The following is a 20,055-nucleotide window of genomic DNA, read 5'->3' on the forward strand; positions in this document are numbered from 1 at the left end:
ATTGCATGGGGCTGCGCGCGCGCCTAGGATTCCTGAAGGGAGCATGACGAGACGCCGGCATCCGGCGTGCGCCGTCGTGCGCGTTCCGCGGGAGGCCATATGCTGCACATGCACACGCATTCGACCCGGGTCAGTCGGCACCTGAACGCGCCGCGCGAGTGCGTCTACCGCGCGCTGCTCGATCCGCGTGCCGTCGAACAATGGAAAGTGCCGGACGGCATGACGTGCCGCGTACACGCATACGACGCGCGCGAAGGCGGCGCGCTGCGCGTGTCGCTGAGCTACGACGAACCCTCGGACGGCACCGGCAAGACCACCGCGCACACCGACATCTATCACGGCCGCTTCGTGACGCTCGTGCCGGACCAGAAGATCGTCGAAATCGACGTGTTCGAAACCGACGATCCGATGCTGCGCGGCGCGATGACGGTCACGATCATGCTGTCCGACGAAGCAGGCGGCACACGCATCGATGCGGTACATGACGGTGTGCCGCCCGGCGTGCCGGCCGCCGACAACGAGGCCGGCTGGCAAATGGCGCTCGCCCGGCTGGCCGCGCTGGTCGAGACGGGCTAGCGCGAGGCGACGGGCGCAGGACGCATCAGCCGAGCCGGTACGCGCGCGTGACGGTCCCGCGCAACAGCGCATCGCGCTCGCTCGGGCCCGCATGCGCGGTCAACCGCTTGAACGCGTTCCAGCCGTTCACGTACGAATACGAACCCTTGTCGACCGGGAAATTGCTCTCGAACATGCAGCGCTCGGCGGCGCAGGCGCGCGCCACGATGCGCCGGCCGTGCGCGACAGTCTCGCCCGATTCGCGGTACCGGACGACCCCGCCCAGCCATAACCGGCCACGCGCATGCGGCGATGAGGCAGCGCAAAAGGCGGCCGCATGCGACACTGGCCGTCGACGCATGCAGCACGCCGTCGAACGGCGCCGCACATGCAACCGCCGTCCGGACACGCAAGGGAACCCCACGATGAACGCCGCGCGCACCGCCACCTGGTATTTCGATTTCGTTTCGCCGTTCGCGTATCTGCAGCAGGAACGGTTCGACCAATTGCCGCCTGCCGCCGCATACGAGCCGAAGCCGATCGTGCTCGGCGCGCTGCTCGCACACTGGGGCCAGAAGGCGCCGGCCGAGATCGCGGCGAAGCGCATCTTCACGTACCGCCACGCGCAATACCGCGCGGACAAGCTCGGCATTCCGTTCCGGATGCCGCCCGCCCATCCGTTCAACCCGATCCGGCCGCTGCGTCTCGCGATCGCGATGGGCGGCTCGCCCGACGCGATCCGGCGGATCTTCCGCCACATCTGGCGCGACGGCCAGGACGTATCGACACCGGACGGCTTCGCCGCGCTGTGCGAGGCGGTCGGCTTTCCGGAAGGCGTGACGGCCGTCGAAGCCCAACCGGTGAAGGACGCGCTGCGTGCGAACACCGATCAGGCGATCGCGCACGGCGTGTTCGGCGTGCCGACCTTCGAACTCGACGGCGACCTGTTCTGGGGCGACGACGCGACGGACATGTTCGTCGACTGCGCGACGTCGCGCGCGTGGCTCGACTCGCCCGAAGTGCGCCGCATCAGCGCGCTGCCCGAAGGTATCCGGCGCGGTTGACGGCGCGTGTGACGACGCTTGCGTGTCGCGCCCTTCGACGAGCAGCGGCACGGCTTCGCGCATCATCGCGACGAAGTCCGCGAGCAGCGCTTGGGGCGAGCGCGGGGCAACCCCACGCGGCTTGCACATCTTTTCTTTTTATTTTCGTTCGGTGCTTCGCGGCCCGGCGCAGCACGGCAGATCCACGCGGGATGCGACGCGCATTCGGTCATCCGATGCAAGTACGCGATCGCTCACCGGATTATCCAGTTCAACACATTATTTTTCGACGATGCGCAGTGAACGCGCGCGCATCCGTCAGATGATTCGACATGACTGCGCCGCACGGTCATTCCCAATCCGGCCCCATCGGAAAATCGCGTTTTCTAAGGGGAATCCCGGTATTTTTTCCCATTTTCTTCGAAATTACCGGTGACATACTTGCCCCCCATTGCGCTCCCGTGCGAGCGCGCTTCCTGATCCCTGCCGGTCGCGTGTCATGTGCTGCGTGTCCGCCGGGGTCGCAGAACATGAACAATTTCGACACCGCGATCCAGACCTTCCTCACCCACATCACGTTCGGACCGCTGATGAATCACGCGATCCGTGTGATCGCCGGACTCTATACGTTCAAGGGCTTCATCCTCATCCCCGTGCTGTGCTGGCTGTGGTTCCAGCCGGGACCGGAACGCGAACGGCAACGCGAGCTGGTCATCGCGACGGTCGCGAGCGGGCTCGTCGCGCTCGCGTTCGGCCGGCTGCTCGCGAAAGTCCTGCCGTTCCGCGTGCGGCCGATCTACAACCCCGATCTGCACCTGCACTTCCCGTCCGAGGAACTGCGCGCGGCCACGCTGCAGGCGTGGAGTTCGTTTCCGAGCGATCACGCGATGCTGTGGATGGCGATCGCGACAGGCATCTTCATCATCGCGCGCCGGGCCGGCGTGCTCGCGCTGCTGTATGCGGTCGTGTTCATCTGCGTGCCGCGCGCGTATCTCGGCTATCACTATCCCACCGACCTGATCGCCGGTGCCGCGATCGGCATCGCGATCGCGTGGCTGCTGACGCGCGATGCGATTCGATCGCGCTTCGCGCCGCAGGTGCTGGAGGCGATCCGGCGCTTCCCCGCGCCGGCCTATACGCTCGCGTTCCTGCTGTGTTTCGAGCTGATCACGCAGTTCGACGAACTGCTGACGCTCGCGCAGTCGGTCAAGCACACGGCGATGTAACGGGACGGCGCCGCCATGCATCCGCTGCTGTCGTCACGACGCCCAGGCACGCGCTGCCGGCCCTGCGCGGCGGCATCACGCCATGCGCACGCCGCCGGTCAGGTCGCCGCTGCGTCGGCACCCGCGGCCGCGCATGTCAGTCGCGATCGGGCGCGCCGAGCGGGAAGAACGCACGATACGGCCGCGCTTCGTCGACCGCCCGCGCGAACGACGGCCGCGCAAGCAGCCGCTTGCGATACGCGATCACGTTCGCGAACGACGGGTCGATCCGGTGCGTCCAGTCCGCGTAGAACAGGAACGGCGCCGCGCCGCAGTCGGCGAGGCTGAAGCGGTCGCCGGCCGCCCATTCGCGATCGGCCATCGTGCGATCCAGCCACGCATACGACGTTTCGAGCATCGCGCGCGCGTCGGCGACACCCCGCGCATCACGCTCGTGCGCCGGACGCAGCGCATCGAACACGACCTTCTGCTGCGGCGTCGATACATAGTTGTCGAAGAAGCGATCCATCGTCCGCACTTCCAGCGCCGCGCGCCGGTCGTCGGGCACGAGTCGCACGGGGCCCGGATGGTAGAGGTCGAGGTATTCGACGATGATCGTCGCCTCGATCACGGTGCGGCCCGCGTCGACGAGCACCGGGAAACGCTTCATCGGCCATAGTGCGGCCAGTTCCTGCATCGGCTTCGGATCGTCGTGCGCGAGCACGCGATACGCGAACGGCGTGCCGTTCTCGTACAGCGCGGTCAGCACCTTCTGGCAGTAGGACGAAAAGGGATGGGCGTATAGCGTCGGCGTCATTGCGGGGCTCTCGGGTTTCGGCGCCGCGTCATGCGGCGCCATGTGATCGGATACCTTGACGACGAACGGCGCCTCGCCGATTCGACAGCGGCCCGAACATTTTTTCGTATGCGGTATCGCGCCGTTACGACCGGCCATCCATCACGACGCGGCCTTCGCCGCGCCAGCGCAGCATCCCGCCGCCGAGGTTCGCGACCGCATCGAAACCGGCCTTCAGGAGAATCACCGTCGCCTGCGCGGAGCGGCCGCCGGCACGACACACGGTCACGATCGGCCGGTCGTGCGCGAGCTCGCCGGTGCGCGAGGCCAGTTCGCCGAGCGGAATCGGCGTCGCGCCGGGCAGATGGCCGAGCGGGCCCGAGAATTCGTCCGGCTCGCGCACGTCGACGACCTGCACCTCCGGCAGGTGATCTTCGAGCCACTGCGGATCGATTTCCCAGAACCCGGCGAACGTGTAGACGAGCGGCGCCCAGTCGGCCACCGCGTGCGCGTCGGGTGCGTTCGCAGCCACGCCGCACTGCAGGTTCGCCGGCACCGCGACGTCGATCTGGCGCGGATGCGCGAGCCCGAGATTGCGCATGTAGCCCGCGAAATCGTCCTCGCTGAGATCGCCGCCGAGGCGCGGGTTGAAGCGCCGCTCCTCGCCGACGCTCGTCACCGTCAGCCCGCGATAGTCGTGCGCGGGATACAGCAGGCAGGCGGCCGGCAGCGTGAACAGCCGGCCGTGCACCGCGCGATACAGCGCGCGCGGGTCGCCCTGCTGGAAATCCGTGCGGCCGGTGCCGCGTATCAGCAGGCAGTCGCCGGTGAACGCCATGGATTCGTCGTCGAGCACGAGGCTGATGCAGCCGCTCGTGTGGCCCGGTGTCGCGCGAACGGTGAGGTAGCGCGTGCCGAATGCGCAGCGATCGCCGTCGTTCAGGTAACGGTCGGCGCCCTGCGCGCCGCTCGCGGCCGAAATCGCGATCGCGCTGCCGGTGCGCTGCTTCAGCAGCCACGCACCCGTCACGTGATCGGCGTGCACGTGCGTGTCGACGGTCGCGACGAGCCTTAGCCCGAGTTCGTCGAGCAGTGCCGCGTCGCGGCGCACCTGCTCGAACACAGGATCGATCAGCAGCGCTTCGCGCGATGCGCCGTCGGCAAGGAGGTACGTGTAGGTCGACGATTGCGGGTCGAAGAGTTGCCGGAAGATCATGGCGAAGTCGCTCCGTCGGCTGGGCGTGCGGGTTGTGCGGATAGTGCGAAGGGTGCCGGTTGCGACACCCGCCGCGCGGGGCGCGCGTTCATACAGGGTAGTGCAAAACGCGCACGCCACCCGCATCGTTGCATGCGGTGAGGTGTCATGCCGCGCCCCGGCCATCGCGCGCGCGGTCTTACGCTACCGCCTGTTCTCGTCTTACGTTCACGGGAATTGCGTCGGCATCTCGATGACGATCGATCACAGACAAAGACAGGTATCCCGACTCGTTCGCGCTCGACCAGCTTCGTCGCATGATCAACAGCGCTAGCTTCGATTGACAATAGTTGACCGACTGCGCGATAGCCAACGGCCGGTCTCTCTCCCGGAAATGGTAAATTCATACCAAAACCACACCTACGAGAGAACTATGGCCCGAGCCATGATCTGCGTCGGCGACACGACGACGCACGGTGGCCGCGTGCTGGAGGGCAGCGCGAGCGCGACGATTGACGGAAAACCCATTGCCGGTGTCGGGCATAAGGTACTTTGCCCGCAGTGCAAGGGGGTATTTCCGATCCTGCCCGCCACCGGGCGACGTTACCCGCACCAAATTGCAGGTCGGGAAACGGCCATCGAAGGCATGAAAACCGCGTGCGGCGCTACGCTGATTGCCTCGCAGTCATCCGCGACGCTCGACGACGTCGGGGCCGGCGAGGCATCGACCGGCGGCGCAGTAGCAACCGCCTCTGCCACGTTGGCTCCTTCGCCGACGCTCTGCCTCGAATGCCTGAAGTCCGCGGCCGAAAATGCTGCAACTATGACCGCGCGCGGGTAGAACCATGACCGGCAATTCGATCGAAGCGTTCTACTTCACGCGGCAACAGCAGTTGACCATGCAGGTGCACTTGTACGCCCTCGTCGACGGCCTCCTGTTCGAAGACGCAGCCGGCAGATCACCCCCTCAGCGATCGCAAGCAGCCGTGGCACTATTCGACGGCACACCGGACGCTTCGCTGGCCGATGCGGGTCCGTGGTTGCTCGACTACGAGCGAGCAACCGGCAACGTGCGACGCTCGCTATCCGTCATGGCCGGCGGCCCGACCGGCGTATCTTGGCTGATCAGCGCCTATCCGACCGAATCGCTCGCGGACGAGCTGCGTGGCCGCCTCGATGTGAGCCTGCCGGACGGACGCACTGCCCTCCTCCGGTTCTACGATGCCCGCATCATGGCCGACATGGCGTCGCTGATGGAGCTCACGCAGCGCATGCAGTTCTTCGTCCCGACATTCAACTGGCTCGTGGAGGTGAACGGAAAATTGAAGGGAGTGCACCCGCATGCTTGAACTGACAAGCGAACAGATCGCCGGCCTGGCCGAGATCGATGCGCGCGGATACGTCGAACGCACCCGGCTCGATCTCATCAAAGCAGATCCGAAGCTGGCCGATGACGCCACGCTGCCAACGCGGCTCTGGAACGCATACGTCGCTGCTCGGCGACTCGGCATCCAGTCCGACGAGAATGTCGCTGCATTTCTTCGGATCGAGGCATACGCTCCGAACTTCTACGAGAAGCCCGCAACCCGCGCGTGGCTTACTCGGCCAGGACGCTCAACCGACGCGCGTTTTCATGATTACCTTCGCGTCATCAAATGGCGCATCGAACATCCGCAATACAACGGGGGATCTCGAGATGGCGGGATTGGTGGTACCGATAATCGAAGCGGCGGCAGTGGAACTTGGGCCGCTCTTGGCGCGCGCTGGCGCAGCCTTGTTGGGCGGGGTGGCAGTGGCGGGAACGGGGAGTCTGTCGGGTGATACGCCGAAGGACAAAAGTGACGCAAAGCCCGACGTGCGCGCAATTCCACGAACCGGCGAGAGCTGCAAGAAGTGCCCGCCAGAGGAAACTGGCAGGGCGGAAAATAAGACGCACCATATGTCCGACCACTCGCGCGAGTATCAAGGCCGCATCACCGGCCGGCCGTACAGTAACGCGGGAAAATGGAATGAGGAATGGGTGTGGCAAGGCATCGCATTCGACGGCTTCCTGCCGGCCGCGTGCATGCTGCAGGAGGCAAAGTCCCGCTATGCGCAGTTCCTTCAGCGAGACGACGATGGCGAACTGGAACCTGTCTCTTGGTTCAAAGGCTTCCCCGGAATGGTCTCCGATATTGAGCGGCAAGGCGGCAAAGTGAAGCTGTTTCCCCCGGCACGTTTGACGTGGTACTTTGAAGAAGCGGAGGTGCGTGAGTACCTGCTCAAAGATCTCCGACGCAATGCGGTTCTTTCCGTCGTACAACCGTAAACCGAGAACAAGATGGACTTCAGCCTTCAGTTCAGGGACGAGACACTAGCCCCTACAGACTTCGAGAAGATACTGTCACGCATTCACATCGTCGTGTCGACGATGGGTGCAATCGATTCGACGCTAAGTACTTGGTTCGCGCAAGGCGACACCTTGGATGAAGCGCTACTGTACCCAGCGTTCGAAAATGGCCAGCCATCGACGGCACTGCTCGCGGTCCTAAAGCATCAGTTTTCAGACGATCCGTCGCGATCCTACGTTGCGCTGTGGAACGGGATTCAGAACAAGGGCGAAGGAGCCACGATCGCATGTCACGTCGGCGAGAATGCCGTGCCGCATTCCTTCGAGATCAAAATATCCAGTTCGGCGGTACTAGGGAACATCGATTCAGTTCAACGAATTGTGAGCGCCACGGTCGCCGCGTTTCGGCCCGCCTATGTTTCGGTTTCTCCAAGGAGTTACGCGGCGAAGCAGGTATTCGACGACAAGCCGGGGGTCGGCTGGATGATTTATTTGCCGAAGGTGATCACGCAACAGCAGGTTCCGGAGGCACACGCGATTGTTCCTGTCCCTGAGGCCGGAAAGATTCAGACCGGCACAATCGTCGTCAGCACAACTGACGCCCCGTTCTCGATGAAGAATCCCGAGCACATCGAGACAGCGAACCGTATCGAGATTCGACTCGTCGACCAAGACCTCCTGCCTACATTCGCCGACCTGTAAGTAGGTTGCCGGCACGATGCACCGCGCCGGCAACGTTGATTAGAACAGCCCCACGGGCTGCGCCGCGTCGTCCCAACTGAAGATGATCAGTTCGTTCCGTTCAGCGGCCCGGCCGCCTCCACCAACGGTGTACTGAATCGGCACGGTCTCGATGTGGAACCCGTCGAACACACGTCGAATATCGGGATGATCGTTGAGGCTCACGATTGCACGCCCCTTGATCGACCGCAGGCGCTGCGCCATTTTCTCGTACTCTCCAAACGGGAATGCCACGCCGTAGCCCTCCGTCTCGTAATACGGCGGGTCCAGATAGAACAGCGTATGTGTCCGGTCGTATCGATCAATGCACGCGGCCCAATCGAGCCGCTCGACGAACGTGTTCGCGAGCCGCAGGTGTGCCGCTGACAGTTCTTCGTCGATGCGCAGCAGGTTAAGGCCCGGCGGCGTTTGGAGCAGCCCCCTGAAACGCCGGACACAGTCACCCACTTACAATAACGGGTAGGCATAAGACTGTGTTTTTGACTAACACCAGGCAGGTCGTGAAGACGATGAAGCGCGACTACGTCGCCTTCATGCCGAAGCCGGACGCAGCAACTGCTGCACACAACCTGGCCATCGCGTTCGAGCATTACAACGAGAAGCATCCCCATAGCGCGCTGAAATACCGCTCGCCTCGCGAGTTCCGGCGCTCGATGGATTCAGCAACCTTAGTGTGACGCTGTGTCCGGAACTACAGGGGTCAACTTCATCCGATATGCGCATCTTGCGCCAGACCATCTGGCACATCATGCCGAATCGGTCGCAGTTTGGTCCCAAGGTGTGACCGATTTCCATGCCACACTTGATCGCCAAGCATCATGATCGGCCCCAATGCCATGACTACCAAGGCTTCATCATTTTAAGTATGACAACCTGTCTCGGTCTATCTGGTACATGTCTCTGACGATCGATCCGAAACAGGCCGCCGCGCTGCTGGCCGTCGCCGACACCGGCAGCTTCGAGCAGGCCGCCGTGCGCCTGCACGTGACCGCATCCGCCGTCACGCAGCGGGTGCGCGCGCTGGAAGCGAGCCTCGGCACGCCGCTCGTGCTGCGCACGCGACCGTGCCGGCCGACGGTGGCCGGGCAACGCGTGCTGCAGCACCTGCGCCGCGTCGCGCTGCTGCAGGCCGACCTGCAAAGCACGCTCGCGGCCGAGCGCGAATCGCCGATCTCGGTCACGATCGCGCTGAACTCCGACAGCCTCGGCACCTGGTTCCTGCCCGCGCTGACGTCGGTGCTCGCGGGCGAGCGCATCCTGTTCGAGCTGATCGTCGAGGATCAGGATCACACGTTCGCGCTGCTCGAAAGCGGGATGGCCGTCGGTTGCGTGACGACCGAGCCGAAGCCGATGCGCGGCTGCGTCGCGACGCCGCTGGGCACGATGCGCTACCGGCTGCTCGCGGCCGCCGCGTTCGCCGGGCGCTGGTTCCCGCGCGGCCTGAGCCGCACGAGCGCGCGCGTCGCACCGGTCGTCGCGTATTCGCGGCGCGACACGCTGCAGTCCACGTTCCTCAAGGAGAAATTCGGGTTGCCTGAAGGCGCGTATCCGTGCCATTACGTGCCGGGCACGCACGCGCATTTCGCGGCGGTGCGGCACGGGCTCGGCTACGCGATGGTGCCGGAGCCGCTGATCGGCGGCGCGCCGCTCGACGCGCAGGGGCTCGTTGATCTCGCGCCCATGCATCCGACCGATATCGCGCTGTACTGGCACGCATGGACCGTGCAGTCGCCGACGATGGCGTCGCTGTCCACGCGGGTGGTCGAAGCGGCGCGCCGGCTGCTCGCGCCGCTGTCGTGACGAGCGTCGCCGGCACGTCGCCTATACTTTTTTCATCGGCCTCGCGAACGCGCCGCGCGGCCGATCACGCCCATCCGGCCGTTCCCTTTCCCGTGAGGAGAACATCATGTCCCGCCGCTATATCGATTGCCGCGAGTTTCCCAGCGCGATGCATTGCTCGGTCGCGATTTCCGCCGACTCCGACAACGAACTACTGGAGGCCGCCGTGCAGCATGCGGTCTCGGTGCACCAGCACACCGACAGCGCCGAACTTCGCACGCAGCTGAAAGCACTGTTCCGCGACGGCACGCCGCCCGCCGACATGCCCCGGCACGCGTAGTCCACCGGCACGCCAGATATCGACAGACGGGCCACAGCACCGCCCCGTCGCCTCCCCACTCCCGCTTCGCGCCGCGCCTGCGCCCCCGGCGCCGGCCGGCGCATTCCACCTTACGCGCGCCGCTGCGCGAAATACGCGCCAACCGCGTCGATGAAGGTATCGATATCCGCGCGCGACACGTCGCAGTGCGTGACGAAGCGCGACGCGTACAGCATCTGCGTGAGGATCCCGCGTTCCTTCAGCCACGCCTCGAGCGGCGCGCAATCGGCTTCGGGGAATTGCGCGAACACCATGTTCGTCGCGTGCGACAGCACCTTCACCGGCTCGATGCGCGCGAGGCCGGCGGCGAGATGCGCGGCGTTCGCGTGATCGTCGGCGAGCCGCTCGACGTTGTGGTCGAGCGCATACAGGCAGGCCGCCGCGAGAATGCCGGACTGCCGCATCCCGCCGCCGAGCACCTTGCGCCAGCGCTGCGCGCGCTCGACCAGCGCGCGATTGCCGACCAGTACCGAACCGACCGGCGCGCCGAGCCCTTTCGAGAAGCAGATCGACACGGTATCGAACAGCGCGCACAGTTCGGCGATCGGGCGGCCCGACGCGACGGCCGCATTGCACACGCGCGCGCCGTCGAGGTGGGTCGCCAGCCCGCGGCTGCGCGCGAGCGCGACGGCTTCCTGCACATAGCCGTCCGGCAATACCTGGCCTCCGATCGTATTTTCGAGCGCGAGCAGGCGCGTGCGGGCGAAGTGGTTGTCGAGCGGCTTGATCGCCGCGGCGATCTTCGCGAGCGGCAGCGTGCCGTCCGGCGCATTCTCGATCGGCTGCGGCTGGATGCTGCCGAGCACGGCCGCGCCGCCGCCTTCGTACTTGTAGGTGTGGGCGAGCTGGCCGACGATGTATTCGTCGCCGCGTTCGCAATGCGCCATCAGCGCAGCCAGGTTGCTTTGCGTGCCGCTCGGGAAGAACAGGCCGGCCTCCTTGCCGGCCCGCTCGGCCGCGACCGCCTGCAGGCGCAGCACGGTCGGGTCGTCGCCCCATACGTCGTCGCCGACTTCGGCGGCAGTCATTGCGGCCAGCATCGCCTGGCTCGGACGTGTGACGGTATCGCTGCGTAAATCGATCATCTTCGTGCCCTGAGTGAACGCGGACCGGAACCGATGCGCCCGGCCCTGCCGAAACGAGACTCAGAGTGTACGCAATTCGCGCAGCGCCTGCCGATGCATCGCGCCGCACAAGGAAGCGGCGCTCGATCGCGCGCCACCGCCGCACGATCCCCCCGCGACCGGCACGAAGCGACGCGCCCCGCACCGGGGCGGGGCGGCCGGCATTCGGGGCGGCATCGTCAATAACGCGGCGGCGGCGGCTGGACACCCGGCGGCGGCATCGGCGGCGCCGCGCGCTGCGCGCCTCCGACATATCCGCCGCTCATCCCTCCCGGCACCGGCACGCGGTTGCCGGTTGCGTACATGCATTGCAGATACGCGTAGTCGTAGCGGCGCTGGACGTCGTAGGCCGAGCCCTGTGCGGTGCCCGCGCCCACGACGCTACCCGCGAGCAGCCCGGCACCCGCGCCGACGGCCGCGCCGGAGCCGCCGTTGAACGCGGCGCCCGCGGCCGCGCCGAGCGCGGTGCCGACGGCCGCGCTGCCGACCGCGCTCGCGGTGGACGCCTGCCCGGCGCTCACGCCGCCCGATTGCTGGAACGCGTACTGGCGGCAGTTCGCATCGTCGACGCGGAACTGGTCGAACGACTTGCCGGTGCCCGGCAGCGACATCACGCTGGGCCCGGTCGGCATGTACGCGCACGCGCCGAGCAGGCCGGCCAGCGCCAGCACGGCCGGCACACGCAGCGATCGAATCATGGGGTTCATCGTCGGGCCTCCCTCATTGCGGCCGCGCCGGCACCGATCGCCAGCCCGACTTGCAGGTCTTCACATACGGGTAGTAATGCTTCGACGCGTCGCAGTAGTACCAGACGTCCGCGCCGCCGCCTTGCTGCGGCTGGTCCTTCTCGACGTACTCCGGCGGCGGACCGGGATCGACGGGCACCACGACCACGGGCGGCGGGTAGTAGTACGGCGCCGGAACGACCGGGTAGTAATACGGGTAACCGGGGCCGACGTACACGCCGACCCGGGCGGCATGCGCGACGCCGCCCGTCGCGACGGCCACCGCGGCGACCGCGCCCAGCGCGAGCTTCAATCCATTCACGTCACGTTCTCCGGCAGGACGGTTCGTCGATACGAACCGGACATATCGAACGCTACGCCGTGCGCGATTCGCCAGCCATTACAGGCGCGGGCGCCAATGTTGCGCGACGTTACCCATGTAACCGGCCCCGTCAGCCAGGGCCCGCCAGCGGGACTGCACGCGTTACGCGTCAACGCGCCGAAACGGACTGGCCGCAGGCGGCGGCGCCACGCAGCACGCAGGTTCGCAACGCGCCGTTCCGATGACGCGACGCGCCATATTGACGCACGTGCGACAGACCGCCACGTCACGATCGCGCACGCGACGACCGGTGTTGTTGATACGAATCAACGATTTATCCCGAAAACGCGCGCGGCGGACTGGACATCTGCGACGAGTTGGCGCATTTCGCGGCGCAATATCGCGGCACATACTCCAGCCAACCCCGATGCCCCGTCGGCCGGGGTCCGCCGGCACCCGCCGGCGGGTATCGTCAGCCTCGGTCAACTGGTATGGACACCGCTTTTTCGGCCCTCGATCTGGCCCGCCTGCAATTCGCGTTCACCGTCTCCTTTCACATCGTCTTCCCGGCGCTGAGCATCGGCCTCGCCAGCTTCATCGCCGTGCTCGAATATCGCTGGCTGAAGACCGGCAAGCAGTACTACAAAACCCTCTGCCTGTTCTGGTCGAAGATCTTCGCGGTCGCGTTCGGGATGGGCGTCGTCTCCGGCGTGGTGATGAGCTATCAGTTCGGCACGAACTGGTCGGGCTTCTCGAGCTTCGCCGGCGCCGTCACCGGCCCGCTGCTGATGTACGAGGTGATGACCGCGTTCTTCCTCGAAGCCGGCTTCCTCGGCATCATGCTGTTCGGCTGGAATCGCGTGAGCCCGCGCGCGCACTTCGGCGCGACGCTGATGGTCGCGATCGGCACGCTGATCTCGACGTTCTGGATCCTCGCGTCGAACAGCTGGATGCAGACGCCGCAAGGCTTCGAGATCGTCGACGGCCGCATCGTGCCGACCGACTGGTTCGCGATCATCTTCAACCCGTCGTTCCCGTACCGCCTGTTCCACATGGCGATCGCCGCGTTCATCGTCGCCGCGCTCGTCGTGGCCGCGACGGGCGCATGGCACCTGTTGAAGGGGCGCCGCGACAAGGGCGTGAAGAAGATGTTCTCGATGGCGCTGTGGCTGCTGCTGGTGCTCGCGCCGCTGCAGGCCGTGATCGGCGACCAGCACGGCATCAACACGCTGAAGCACCAGCCCGCGAAGATCGCCGCGATCGAAGGGCTGTGGGAAACCGAAAAGGGCGGCACCGCGCTCAACCTGTTCGGCATTCCGGACATGCAGGCGGAGACCACCCGCTACGCGGTGAAGGTGCCGCATCTCGGCAGCCTGATCCTCACGCACAGCTGGGACGGCGAGATCCGCGGGCTCAAGGACTTCCCGCCCGAGGACCGCCCGAACTCGACGGTCGTGTTCTGGAGCTTCCGGATCATGGTCGGCCTCGGCTTCGCGATGATCGGCCTCGCCGCGCTCGCGTGGCTGCTGCGCCGCCGCGGCACGCTGTATGAATCGAAGTGGTTCCAGCGCTTCGCGCTCGTGATGGGTCCGACCGGCTTCGTGTCGTTGCTCGCGGGCTGGGTGACGACCGAAGCGGGCCGCCAGCCGTGGGTCGTGTATGGCGTGATGCGCACCGCGCAGGCCGTGTCGCCGCTTTCGGTGCAGCAGGTCAGCCTGTCGATGATGACGTTCGTGATCGTGTACTTCCTCGTGTTCGGCACCGGCGTGTACTACATGCTGAAGCTGATGAAGGCCGGCCCCGCGCTGCCCGACGTCAAGCACGACCCGAAACACGACATGCCCGACACGCGCCCCGATCACACCGCGCGCCGCCCGATGTCGGCCGTCGACGAGCTGATCGAGACCGTCTGAGCCCACCCCATTCGCAAACGAGAAAACCTATGGACGTCACCGTAATCTGGGCCGCGATCATCGCATTGGGGCTCTTCATGTACGTCGTGCTCGACGGCTTCGACCTCGGCATCGGCATCGTCTTCCCGTTCTTCCCGGACGAGAAGGAGCGCGACCTGATGATGAACACCGTCGCGCCCGTGTGGGACGGCAACGAGACGTGGCTCGTGCTCGGCGGCGCCGGGCTGTTCGCGGTGTTCCCGGTCGTCTATTCGACGGTGCTGTCGGCGCTGTACCTGCCGCTGATCTTCATGCTGGTGTGCCTCATCTTCCGCGGCGTGTCGTTCGAGATCCGCGCGAAGGCGCGCCGCACGAAGCAGCTGTGGGATCTCGCGTTCATCGGCGGCTCGGCCGGCGCGACGCTGTTCCAGGGGATCGCGCTCGGCGCGTTCCTGCAGGGCATCGACGTGAAGGACGGCGTGTACGCCGGCGGCGCGTTCGACTGGCTCACGCCGTTCAGCCTGCTGACGGGCCTCGGCCTGATCGTCACGTATGCGCTGCTCGGCTGCTGCTGGCTCGTCGCGAAGACGGAAGGCGACCTGCAACGGCGCCTGCATCGCGTCGTGTGGCCGCTGACCGTCGTGCTGCTCGGCTTCATCGCGGTCGTCAGCCTGTGGACGCCGCTGCAGGATCCGGCCATCGCGCAGCGCTGGTTCGATTCGGGGCTGTTCTGGCGCCTGCTGCCGGTGCCGTTCCTGGTCGCCGGGTGCGCGGTGTGGATGCGTCGCGCGGTGCGCGACCGGCACGACATGACGCCGTTCGTGCTCGCGCTGGCGCTCGTGCTGCTCGGCTACGTCGGCCTGCTCGTCACGCTGTTCCCGTATGCGATTCCCCAGACGATGACGATCTGGGATGCGGCGGCACCGCGTTCGAGCCAGACCTTCACGCTGGTCGGCGCAGCGGTTATCCTCCCGATCATCATCGCCTACACGACGATGGGTTACTGGGTATTCCGAGGCAAGGTGCGCCATGAAGACCAGCATTACTACCACCACTGATTCCGCCGCTCGCCAGCCCGACGCGCCGCGGCCGCGGATGCGCGGCTGGATGTGGTTCGTCGTGCTGTGGGCGGGCGGCGTGCTCGGCGCCGTCACGCTCGGCTATGCGTTCAAGATCTTCATGAACCTGACGCTGTTCGCGGTGAAGTAAGCTGCGCGGCCGCTTCGATCGAACGACGATCGGAGCGGCCGTTTTCATATCGCCGGCCGATGTTTCCGATTCGCCGGCCTCGCCGGCGCCGCGCGCCTCGCCCCTACCGCCGCTCGCGCAGCGCCGCCTCGATCTTGCGATCGGTCTTGTACTGGCTCAGCGCATACACCGACCAGATCGCGGCCGGCAGCCAGCCGATGATCGTGAGCTGCAGGATCAGGCAGATCACACCGGCGATCGGGCGGCCGATCGTGAAGAACTGGAACCACGGCAGCAAGAGGGCAAGCAGCAGACGCATCGGATTTCCTTTTTCTCATCAATGAGGAGCAACGTACGCGGCCAATATGGCGCGTCATGCCCCTCATTTCAAGCCGACCTGCTCCGAACCGGACAGCCATCGCGCAACGCGCGCGACGAGCAGGCCCGCTTCGTCGAAACGCTCGACGCCCGCCACCTGCGGCGCGTCGCAGATGCCGAACACCGGCTTGCCCCATTGCAGCCCCAGCGCGATTTCCGACAGCGTGCCGAGACCGCCGCCGACCGCGATCAGGCACACTGACGCGCGCGCGATCAGCGCGTTGCGCGTAATGCCGAGCCCGGTCGGCAGCGCAACGGTCAGATACGGATTCGCGTCCCGCGCATCATCCTCGGGCAGCAGCCCGATCGCACATCCACCCGCGGCCCGCGCGCCGCGCGCGGCGGCCTCCATCACGCCCTGCTTGCCGCCGCCGACGATCGCGATGCCCGTCGCCGCGATCCCGTACGCGATCCGCTCGGCGACGGCGAGCTGCGTGTCCGTCGCGTCGCGCGGCCCGATCACGCCGACCGGCATCCGGTGCGGTTGCGCGCCGCGCTGTCGCTGCGCGAGTTGCGCCAGCGCGGCGCGCGTGTCGTCCGACCATTCAATGACGTCGTTGCCGTGCAAGTCCTTCCCCCAGTGCAAGAACGCAGGTGCAAAGCGCCGTCAGCACGATCGACAGCACGGCGGCCTGCGAGAAATCGGTCTGTCCGTCGGACAGCTTCAGATACATCAGCAGCGGCAGGATGTTGACCTGCGTGCCGGCCAGCGCGAGCGCCGTGCCGTACGTGCCGAGCGCGATCGCACCCACGAGGCACCACGCGGACGCGATCGACGGCCACAGCTCCCGCCACGCGACGTCGAACCACGCGCGCCACGGCCGCGCGCCGAGCGTCAGCGCCGCCTCGAGCGGCCGCCGGTCGAGATTCGCGAGCGCCGGGTAGAGCATCAGCGCGACGCGCGGGATCAGGTAATACGCATAGGCGAACGCCAGCCCCGGCATCGAGTAGATCGCGCCGCCGACCACGGTCGGGTCCGCGCCGAGCGACGCCAGCAGCATCGTCACGAAACCGGCGCGGCCGAACACGAGGATGAAGCCGTACGCGATCACGAGGCCGGAGAAGGCGAGCGGCACGCCGAGCAGCGCGAGCGACCAGCGGCGGCGCGCCGGCGACTGCCCGGCCAGCACGAACGCCACCGGCACGCCAACGGCGACGGACAGCGTGCCGGCGCCGATCGCGAGCGCCAGCGAACGCACGATCGCGTCGGCGACGAGCGGATCGCCGAACACCGCGGCGAACGCGCGACCGCCGCCGTCGAACGCGGCGCCGACGAGCGCGGCGAGCGGCAGCGCGAAGCACACCGCGAACAGCGCGGCCGCCGGCACCGCGCCGTAGCGGCGCAGGACGCCATGCCGCATGGACGAAACCCGCATCGCGCGCCCCTTACTTGCCGAGCGTGGCCTGCGACCAGAGCTGGTCGACTTCGGCCTTGTGCGTCGCGGCCTTCGCGACGTCGAGCGGACGCACCTGCGGCGCGTTCGGCAGCTTCGCCGCGACGTCCTGCGCGACCGGCGTGCCGGGCACGGCCGGGCGCACGTAGCCCTGCGCGAACAGCCCCTGTCCGACGTCGCTCATCACGAGGTTGAGCCACAATTGCGCGGCGGCCGGATTCGGTCCGTTCTTCACGAGACTCATGGCATACGGCGCCGATACACTGCCGTCCTGCGGGATCACGACTTCGGCCGCATCGCCCATGCCGTCCGTGTACTTGGCCTTGAGCCCGTCGTTCTCGTAGCCGATCAGGATCGGAATCTCGCCCTTGACGAATTTCGCGTAGGGCGTCGTCCCCTCGACGCGCAGCACGTTGCCCGCCTGCTTCAGCTTGCCGAAGAACTCCGCGCCAGGCTTCGGGTTGTCGACGCTGCCGCCGTTCGCATAGGCGGCGGCGAACACGGCGACCTGCCCCTGCCCGGTCGAGCGCGGGTCGAGATAGACGACCGCATTGCGATATTCGGGCTTCAGCAGGTCGGACCAGCGCTGCGGCACGTTCTTCACGAGCTTCTTGTTGACGAGCAACGCGATGTTCAGCGAGTGCACCGCGAACCAGCGGCCGTCGGCCGCGCGAAACACCGTGGGCAGCTTGTCGAAATTGACCGGCTTGAACGGCGCGACGACGTCCTTGGCCGTCGCATCGAGCGCCGACGCCGCGAAGTAGTACGCCGTGTCGGCCTGCGGGCGGCGTCGCGACTTGTCGAGCGCGACGACCGTGGCCGCCGAGCCGATGTCGTTGTACGTGATCTCGACCTTCGGGTAACGCTTGCGGAATTCGGCGAACAGCGACTTCCAGTTCGCCCATTCCGGGCCCGTGTCGAACGACACGACGAGCCCTTCGTCGGCGGCCTTCTCGTACAGCGCATCCTCCCCGGGATACAGCGACGCGGCATGGGCGAGCGCCGGCGCGAAGGTCGCGAATGCGCAGAGTGCCAGCAGGCGGCGACGCGTCGCATGAAGAAAGTGGCGGCGTGCAGACATCGTGATTCTCCGTTGAATGAATAGGTCGCCCGCGCTCACGCGACGGGCAGCACGAGCAGATGGCGCGGCTCGATCGACACGCAGCGCGCGGGCAGTTCGCGCCCTTCGCCGAGCAGTGCGTCGGTCGCGCCGGCCGGCACGAAGTCGAAGCGCTGTGTCGCGCCGAAGTAGCGCACCTCGCCGACGCGGCCATCGATGCGGTTCGCGACGTCCCCGGGTGGATCGGGTTGCAGGTGTTCCGGCCGGATCAGCACCTCGACCGGATCGCCCGGCCGGTGCGTACCCGTCTCCGCGCACAGCGTCGTGAACCGCACGTCGACCGCGCCATGTGCGAGCACACGGCCGCGCAGCAGCGTCGAATGGCCGACGAAACGCGCGACCTGTGCGGTCGCAGGACGCTCGTACAGGTCGCGCGGGGTGCCGGCCTGCAGCATGCGTCCGCCGTCGACGATCGCCACGCGATCGGCCATGCTGAGCGCTTCATCCTGGTCGTGCGTGACGAGCAGCGTCGTCGCGCCGCAGGCGCGCTGCAGCGCGCGGATCTCGTCGCGCAACTGGTGGCGAATGCCGGCGTCGAGCGCTGCGAGCGGCTCGTCGAGCAGCAGCAGCTTCGGTTGGATCACGAGCGCGCGGGCCAGCGCGACGCGCTGCTGCTGCCCCCCGGACAGCAGCGCCGTGCTGCGATCGGCCTGCGCGGCGAGGCCGACACGTTCGAGCATCTCGAGCGCGCGACGGCGGCGCGGCGCCGCGGCGATGCCGCGCATCTTCAGGCCATAGGCGACGTTGTCGACGACCGACAGGTTCGGAAACAGCGCGTAGTGCTGAAACACCATCCCGACCTCGCGCTGCCACACCGGCACGCCGGCCATGTCGCGGCCGCCGATCGCGATGCGGCCGCGGTAGCCGTCGAGCAGGCCGGCGGCGAGGCGCAGCAGCGTCGATTTGCCGGAGCCGCTGCGGCCCATCACGGCGAGCAGTTCGCCCTGGGCCGCGGACAGCGTGACCGCGTCGACGCCGTGACGGGCGCCCGGATACTGGAAGCTGACGTTTTCGAAATCGAGACTCATGACGGTTTCACTTCAGGCGTTGCACGGTGAAGACGGAGGCGAGCGTCGCGAGCACGGCGAGGACGAGCAGCACGACGGTCGCCGCGCAGGCCATCCCGGACGCGCCGTAGAACGCCTGCAGCAGCACGATCGGATAGTTGCGGTAACGGAAGCCCGCGATGAGGTTCGAGATCTGGAATTCGCCGATCGACAGCGCGGCGACCATCACCAGGCCGGAGAACAGGCTGTGCCGCAGGTTCGGCAGCACGATCGTGAAGAACTGGCGCAGCGGCGTCGCGCCGAGCGTGGCCGCGCATGCCTCGAGATGCGCGAGGCCAAGGTGGCGCAGGTCGCTCAGCAGCGTCTGCAGCAGGTACGGCAGCGTCAGCACGGCGTGCGCGGCGATCATCAGCGGCAGCGTGCCGAGCCACGGCAGCGCATCGCCGCTGAAGATCGCGATGTAGCCGAACCCGAGCGTCAGCGCCGGCACCGCGATCGGCATCAGCATCACGATGCGCGCCGCGAAGCCGCGGCCGGCCAGTGCGCGGTGATGCAGCGCGTAGGCGAGCGGCAACGCCAGCACGGCATTGATCGCGCAGCAGGCGAGCGCGACCACGAGGCTCGTGCCGAATGCGCGGGTAAAGCTGCGATTCGCGGCCAGATCGACGAACCAGTGCGACGTGATGCCGGTCGGCAGCAGCGTGTTCGTCCACGACTGGCCGACCGAGCCGATCAGCAGCAGCACGATCGGCAGCGCGAGATACAGCCCGAACACCGCGACGAACGCCCGCAGCAGCAGGCGTCCCGCGATCGCGCGCGGCCGTTTGTTACGACGAATCGGAATAGCTTCGGCAAGGGCCGGAGCGGATGGCGGATGCATGGC

At 66.8% G+C, this 20,055-nt stretch carries 25 protein-coding genes and 3 pseudogenes; 15 read left to right on the forward strand and 13 right to left on the reverse strand.

Translation table 11 applies throughout. The features are described 5' to 3' along the window. The first annotated feature begins 99 nt into the window (after nucleotides 1-99). The gene (locus BTE28158_RS10145) at nucleotides 100-576 is read left to right on the forward strand and encodes an SRPBCC family protein (RefSeq protein WP_151050214.1); all 477 of its coding nucleotides are present in this window, start codon (nucleotides 100-102) and stop codon (nucleotides 574-576) included. A gap of 25 nt (nucleotides 577-601) precedes the next feature. On the opposite strand, the pseudogene BTE28158_RS32905 reads toward BTE28158_RS10145, so the two are convergent. Beyond that, nucleotides 602-817, reverse strand: a pseudogene (locus tag BTE28158_RS32905) (amidohydrolase family protein); the annotation flags it as partial. 163 nt (nucleotides 818-980) lie between these two features. On the opposite strand from BTE28158_RS32905, the gene BTE28158_RS10155 reads away from it, so the two are divergent. The 3 genes from BTE28158_RS10155 to BTE28158_RS10165 all read left to right on the forward strand — a co-directional run bounded on the left by BTE28158_RS10155 (nucleotide 981) and on the right by BTE28158_RS10165 (nucleotide 2,824). Next, a complete protein-coding gene (locus BTE28158_RS10155; protein ID WP_059608120.1) occupies nucleotides 981-1,619 on the forward strand; it encodes a 2-hydroxychromene-2-carboxylate isomerase in 639 nt (212 codons plus the stop codon). An 18-nt stretch (nucleotides 1,620-1,637) separates the two neighbouring features. Beyond that, a complete protein-coding gene (locus tag BTE28158_RS10160; RefSeq protein ID WP_151050216.1) occupies nucleotides 1,638-1,901 on the forward strand; it encodes a hypothetical protein in 264 nt (87 codons plus the stop codon). Between the two features lie 227 nt (nucleotides 1,902-2,128). After that, a complete protein-coding gene (locus tag BTE28158_RS10165; protein WP_059608079.1) occupies nucleotides 2,129-2,824 on the forward strand; it encodes a phosphatase PAP2 family protein in 696 nt (231 codons plus the stop codon). Between the two features lie 136 nt (nucleotides 2,825-2,960). Here BTE28158_RS10165 and BTE28158_RS10170 read toward each other — a convergent pair whose 3' ends face one another. Further along, the gene (locus BTE28158_RS10170; protein WP_059608119.1) at nucleotides 2,961-3,620 is read right to left on the reverse strand and encodes a glutathione S-transferase family protein; all 660 of its coding nucleotides are present in this window, start codon (nucleotides 3,618-3,620) and stop codon (nucleotides 2,961-2,963) included. Nucleotides 3,621-3,744: 124 nt separating this feature from the next. Further along, nucleotides 3,745-4,815, reverse strand: coding sequence for a rhodanese-like domain-containing protein (locus tag BTE28158_RS10175; protein ID WP_124624409.1), 1,071 nt, complete (start codon nucleotides 4,813-4,815; stop codon nucleotides 3,745-3,747). Between the two features lie 412 nt (nucleotides 4,816-5,227). On the opposite strand from BTE28158_RS10175, the gene BTE28158_RS10180 reads away from it, so the two are divergent. From BTE28158_RS10180 to BTE28158_RS10200, 5 genes are all read left to right on the forward strand, one after another. After that, complete coding sequence (locus tag BTE28158_RS10180) at nucleotides 5,228-5,635, forward strand: PAAR domain-containing protein (protein ID WP_151050218.1); 408 nt, start codon at nucleotides 5,228-5,230, stop codon at nucleotides 5,633-5,635. Between the two features lie 4 nt (nucleotides 5,636-5,639). Then, complete coding sequence (locus BTE28158_RS10185) at nucleotides 5,640-6,143, forward strand: DUF4123 domain-containing protein (RefSeq protein ID WP_151050220.1); 504 nt, start codon at nucleotides 5,640-5,642, stop codon at nucleotides 6,141-6,143. After that, the gene (locus BTE28158_RS10190; RefSeq protein WP_239007227.1) at nucleotides 6,136-6,615 is read left to right on the forward strand and encodes a hypothetical protein; all 480 of its coding nucleotides are present in this window, start codon (nucleotides 6,136-6,138) and stop codon (nucleotides 6,613-6,615) included. The genes BTE28158_RS10185 and BTE28158_RS10190 overlap by 8 nt, the downstream gene beginning before the upstream one ends. Nucleotides 6,616-6,733: 118 nt before the next feature. After that, nucleotides 6,734-7,102, forward strand: a complete 369-nt coding sequence (locus BTE28158_RS32910) for a restriction endonuclease fold toxin 5 domain-containing protein (protein ID WP_338084137.1) — start codon at nucleotides 6,734-6,736, stop codon at nucleotides 7,100-7,102. Between the two features lie 12 nt (nucleotides 7,103-7,114). After that, a complete protein-coding gene (locus BTE28158_RS10200) occupies nucleotides 7,115-7,825 on the forward strand; it encodes an immunity 52 family protein (RefSeq protein ID WP_151050224.1) in 711 nt (236 codons plus the stop codon). A gap of 39 nt (nucleotides 7,826-7,864) precedes the next feature. Here BTE28158_RS10200 and BTE28158_RS10205 read toward each other — a convergent pair. Beyond that, nucleotides 7,865-8,269 (reverse strand): annotated as a pseudogene (locus BTE28158_RS10205) (DNA adenine methylase); the annotation flags it as partial. Between the two features lie 95 nt (nucleotides 8,270-8,364). On the opposite strand from BTE28158_RS10205, the pseudogene BTE28158_RS10210 reads away from it, so the two are divergent. The 3 genes and pseudogenes from BTE28158_RS10210 to BTE28158_RS10220 form a co-directional block, all read left to right on the forward strand. Further along, nucleotides 8,365-8,541: pseudogene (locus tag BTE28158_RS10210) on the forward strand (integrase core domain-containing protein); the annotation flags it as partial. Between the two features lie 217 nt (nucleotides 8,542-8,758). After that, on the forward strand, nucleotides 8,759-9,664 hold the full coding sequence (locus BTE28158_RS10215) for an HTH-type transcriptional regulator ArgP (RefSeq protein ID WP_151050226.1): 906 nt from the start codon (nucleotides 8,759-8,761) through the stop codon (nucleotides 9,662-9,664). A 106-nt stretch (nucleotides 9,665-9,770) separates the two neighbouring features. Continuing rightward, the gene (locus BTE28158_RS10220; protein WP_059598956.1) at nucleotides 9,771-9,983 is read left to right on the forward strand and encodes a DUF1059 domain-containing protein; all 213 of its coding nucleotides are present in this window, start codon (nucleotides 9,771-9,773) and stop codon (nucleotides 9,981-9,983) included. Nucleotides 9,984-10,093: 110 nt separating this feature from the next. On the opposite strand, the gene ltaE is transcribed toward BTE28158_RS10220, so the two are convergent. The 3 genes from ltaE to BTE28158_RS10235 form a co-directional block, all read right to left on the reverse strand. After that, nucleotides 10,094-11,107, reverse strand: a complete 1,014-nt coding sequence (ltaE, locus tag BTE28158_RS10225; protein ID WP_151050228.1) for a low-specificity L-threonine aldolase — start codon at nucleotides 11,105-11,107, stop codon at nucleotides 10,094-10,096. A 218-nt stretch (nucleotides 11,108-11,325) separates the two neighbouring features. Then, the gene (locus tag BTE28158_RS10230) at nucleotides 11,326-11,853 is read right to left on the reverse strand and encodes a hypothetical protein (RefSeq protein ID WP_174919836.1); all 528 of its coding nucleotides are present in this window, start codon (nucleotides 11,851-11,853) and stop codon (nucleotides 11,326-11,328) included. Nucleotides 11,854-11,866: 13 nt separating this feature from the next. Then, nucleotides 11,867-12,193 carry a hypothetical protein gene (locus tag BTE28158_RS10235; protein WP_059598953.1) on the reverse strand — a complete coding sequence of 109 codons (327 nt, stop codon included), beginning with the start codon at nucleotides 12,191-12,193 and terminating at the stop codon, nucleotides 11,867-11,869. Nucleotides 12,194-12,684: 491 nt separating this feature from the next. Between BTE28158_RS10235 and BTE28158_RS10240 the strand changes: the two genes are divergently transcribed. Genes BTE28158_RS10240 through BTE28158_RS10250 form a run of 3 tightly spaced genes read left to right on the forward strand, consistent with a single transcriptional unit; the run spans nucleotide 12,685 to nucleotide 15,294 of the window. Continuing rightward, the gene (locus BTE28158_RS10240; RefSeq protein WP_124624418.1) at nucleotides 12,685-14,106 is read left to right on the forward strand and encodes a cytochrome ubiquinol oxidase subunit I; all 1,422 of its coding nucleotides are present in this window, start codon (nucleotides 12,685-12,687) and stop codon (nucleotides 14,104-14,106) included. 29 nt (nucleotides 14,107-14,135) lie between these two features. Beyond that, nucleotides 14,136-15,143 carry a cytochrome d ubiquinol oxidase subunit II gene (cydB, locus tag BTE28158_RS10245; protein WP_151052346.1) on the forward strand — a complete coding sequence of 336 codons (1,008 nt, stop codon included), beginning with the start codon at nucleotides 14,136-14,138 and terminating at the stop codon, nucleotides 15,141-15,143. Next, a complete protein-coding gene (locus BTE28158_RS10250; protein ID WP_059598950.1) occupies nucleotides 15,115-15,294 on the forward strand; it encodes a hypothetical protein in 180 nt (59 codons plus the stop codon). The genes cydB and BTE28158_RS10250 overlap by 29 nt, the downstream gene beginning before the upstream one ends. 103 nt (nucleotides 15,295-15,397) lie before the next feature. On the opposite strand, the gene BTE28158_RS10255 is transcribed toward BTE28158_RS10250, so the two are convergent. The 6 genes from BTE28158_RS10255 to BTE28158_RS10280 form a co-directional block, all read right to left on the reverse strand. After that, on the reverse strand, nucleotides 15,398-15,592 hold the full coding sequence (locus tag BTE28158_RS10255; RefSeq protein ID WP_044848494.1) for a YqaE/Pmp3 family membrane protein: 195 nt from the start codon (nucleotides 15,590-15,592) through the stop codon (nucleotides 15,398-15,400). Nucleotides 15,593-15,655: 63 nt separating this feature from the next. Beyond that, entirely contained in the window at nucleotides 15,656-16,126 is a 471-nt protein-coding gene (locus tag BTE28158_RS10260; protein ID WP_420868020.1) for an SLOG cluster 4 domain-containing protein, read from the reverse strand. A 70-nt stretch (nucleotides 16,127-16,196) separates the two neighbouring features. Further along, on the reverse strand, nucleotides 16,197-17,027 hold the full coding sequence (locus BTE28158_RS10265; RefSeq protein ID WP_174919838.1) for an ABC transporter permease: 831 nt from the start codon (nucleotides 17,025-17,027) through the stop codon (nucleotides 16,197-16,199). A 10-nt stretch (nucleotides 17,028-17,037) separates the two neighbouring features. Continuing rightward, nucleotides 17,038-18,126 carry an extracellular solute-binding protein gene (locus BTE28158_RS10270; RefSeq protein ID WP_151051831.1) on the reverse strand — a complete coding sequence of 363 codons (1,089 nt, stop codon included), beginning with the start codon at nucleotides 18,124-18,126 and terminating at the stop codon, nucleotides 17,038-17,040. Between the two features lie 35 nt (nucleotides 18,127-18,161). Continuing rightward, nucleotides 18,162-19,193, reverse strand: a complete 1,032-nt coding sequence (locus BTE28158_RS10275; protein ID WP_151051829.1) for an ABC transporter ATP-binding protein — start codon at nucleotides 19,191-19,193, stop codon at nucleotides 18,162-18,164. Between the two features lie 7 nt (nucleotides 19,194-19,200). Then, a complete protein-coding gene (locus BTE28158_RS10280; protein WP_151051827.1) occupies nucleotides 19,201-20,052 on the reverse strand; it encodes an ABC transporter permease in 852 nt (283 codons plus the stop codon). Nucleotides 20,053-20,055: the final 3 nt, after the last annotated feature.

Source organism: Burkholderia diffusa (assembly GCF_902499115.1).
GTDB lineage: Bacteria > Pseudomonadota > Gammaproteobacteria > Burkholderiales > Burkholderiaceae > Burkholderia > Burkholderia diffusa.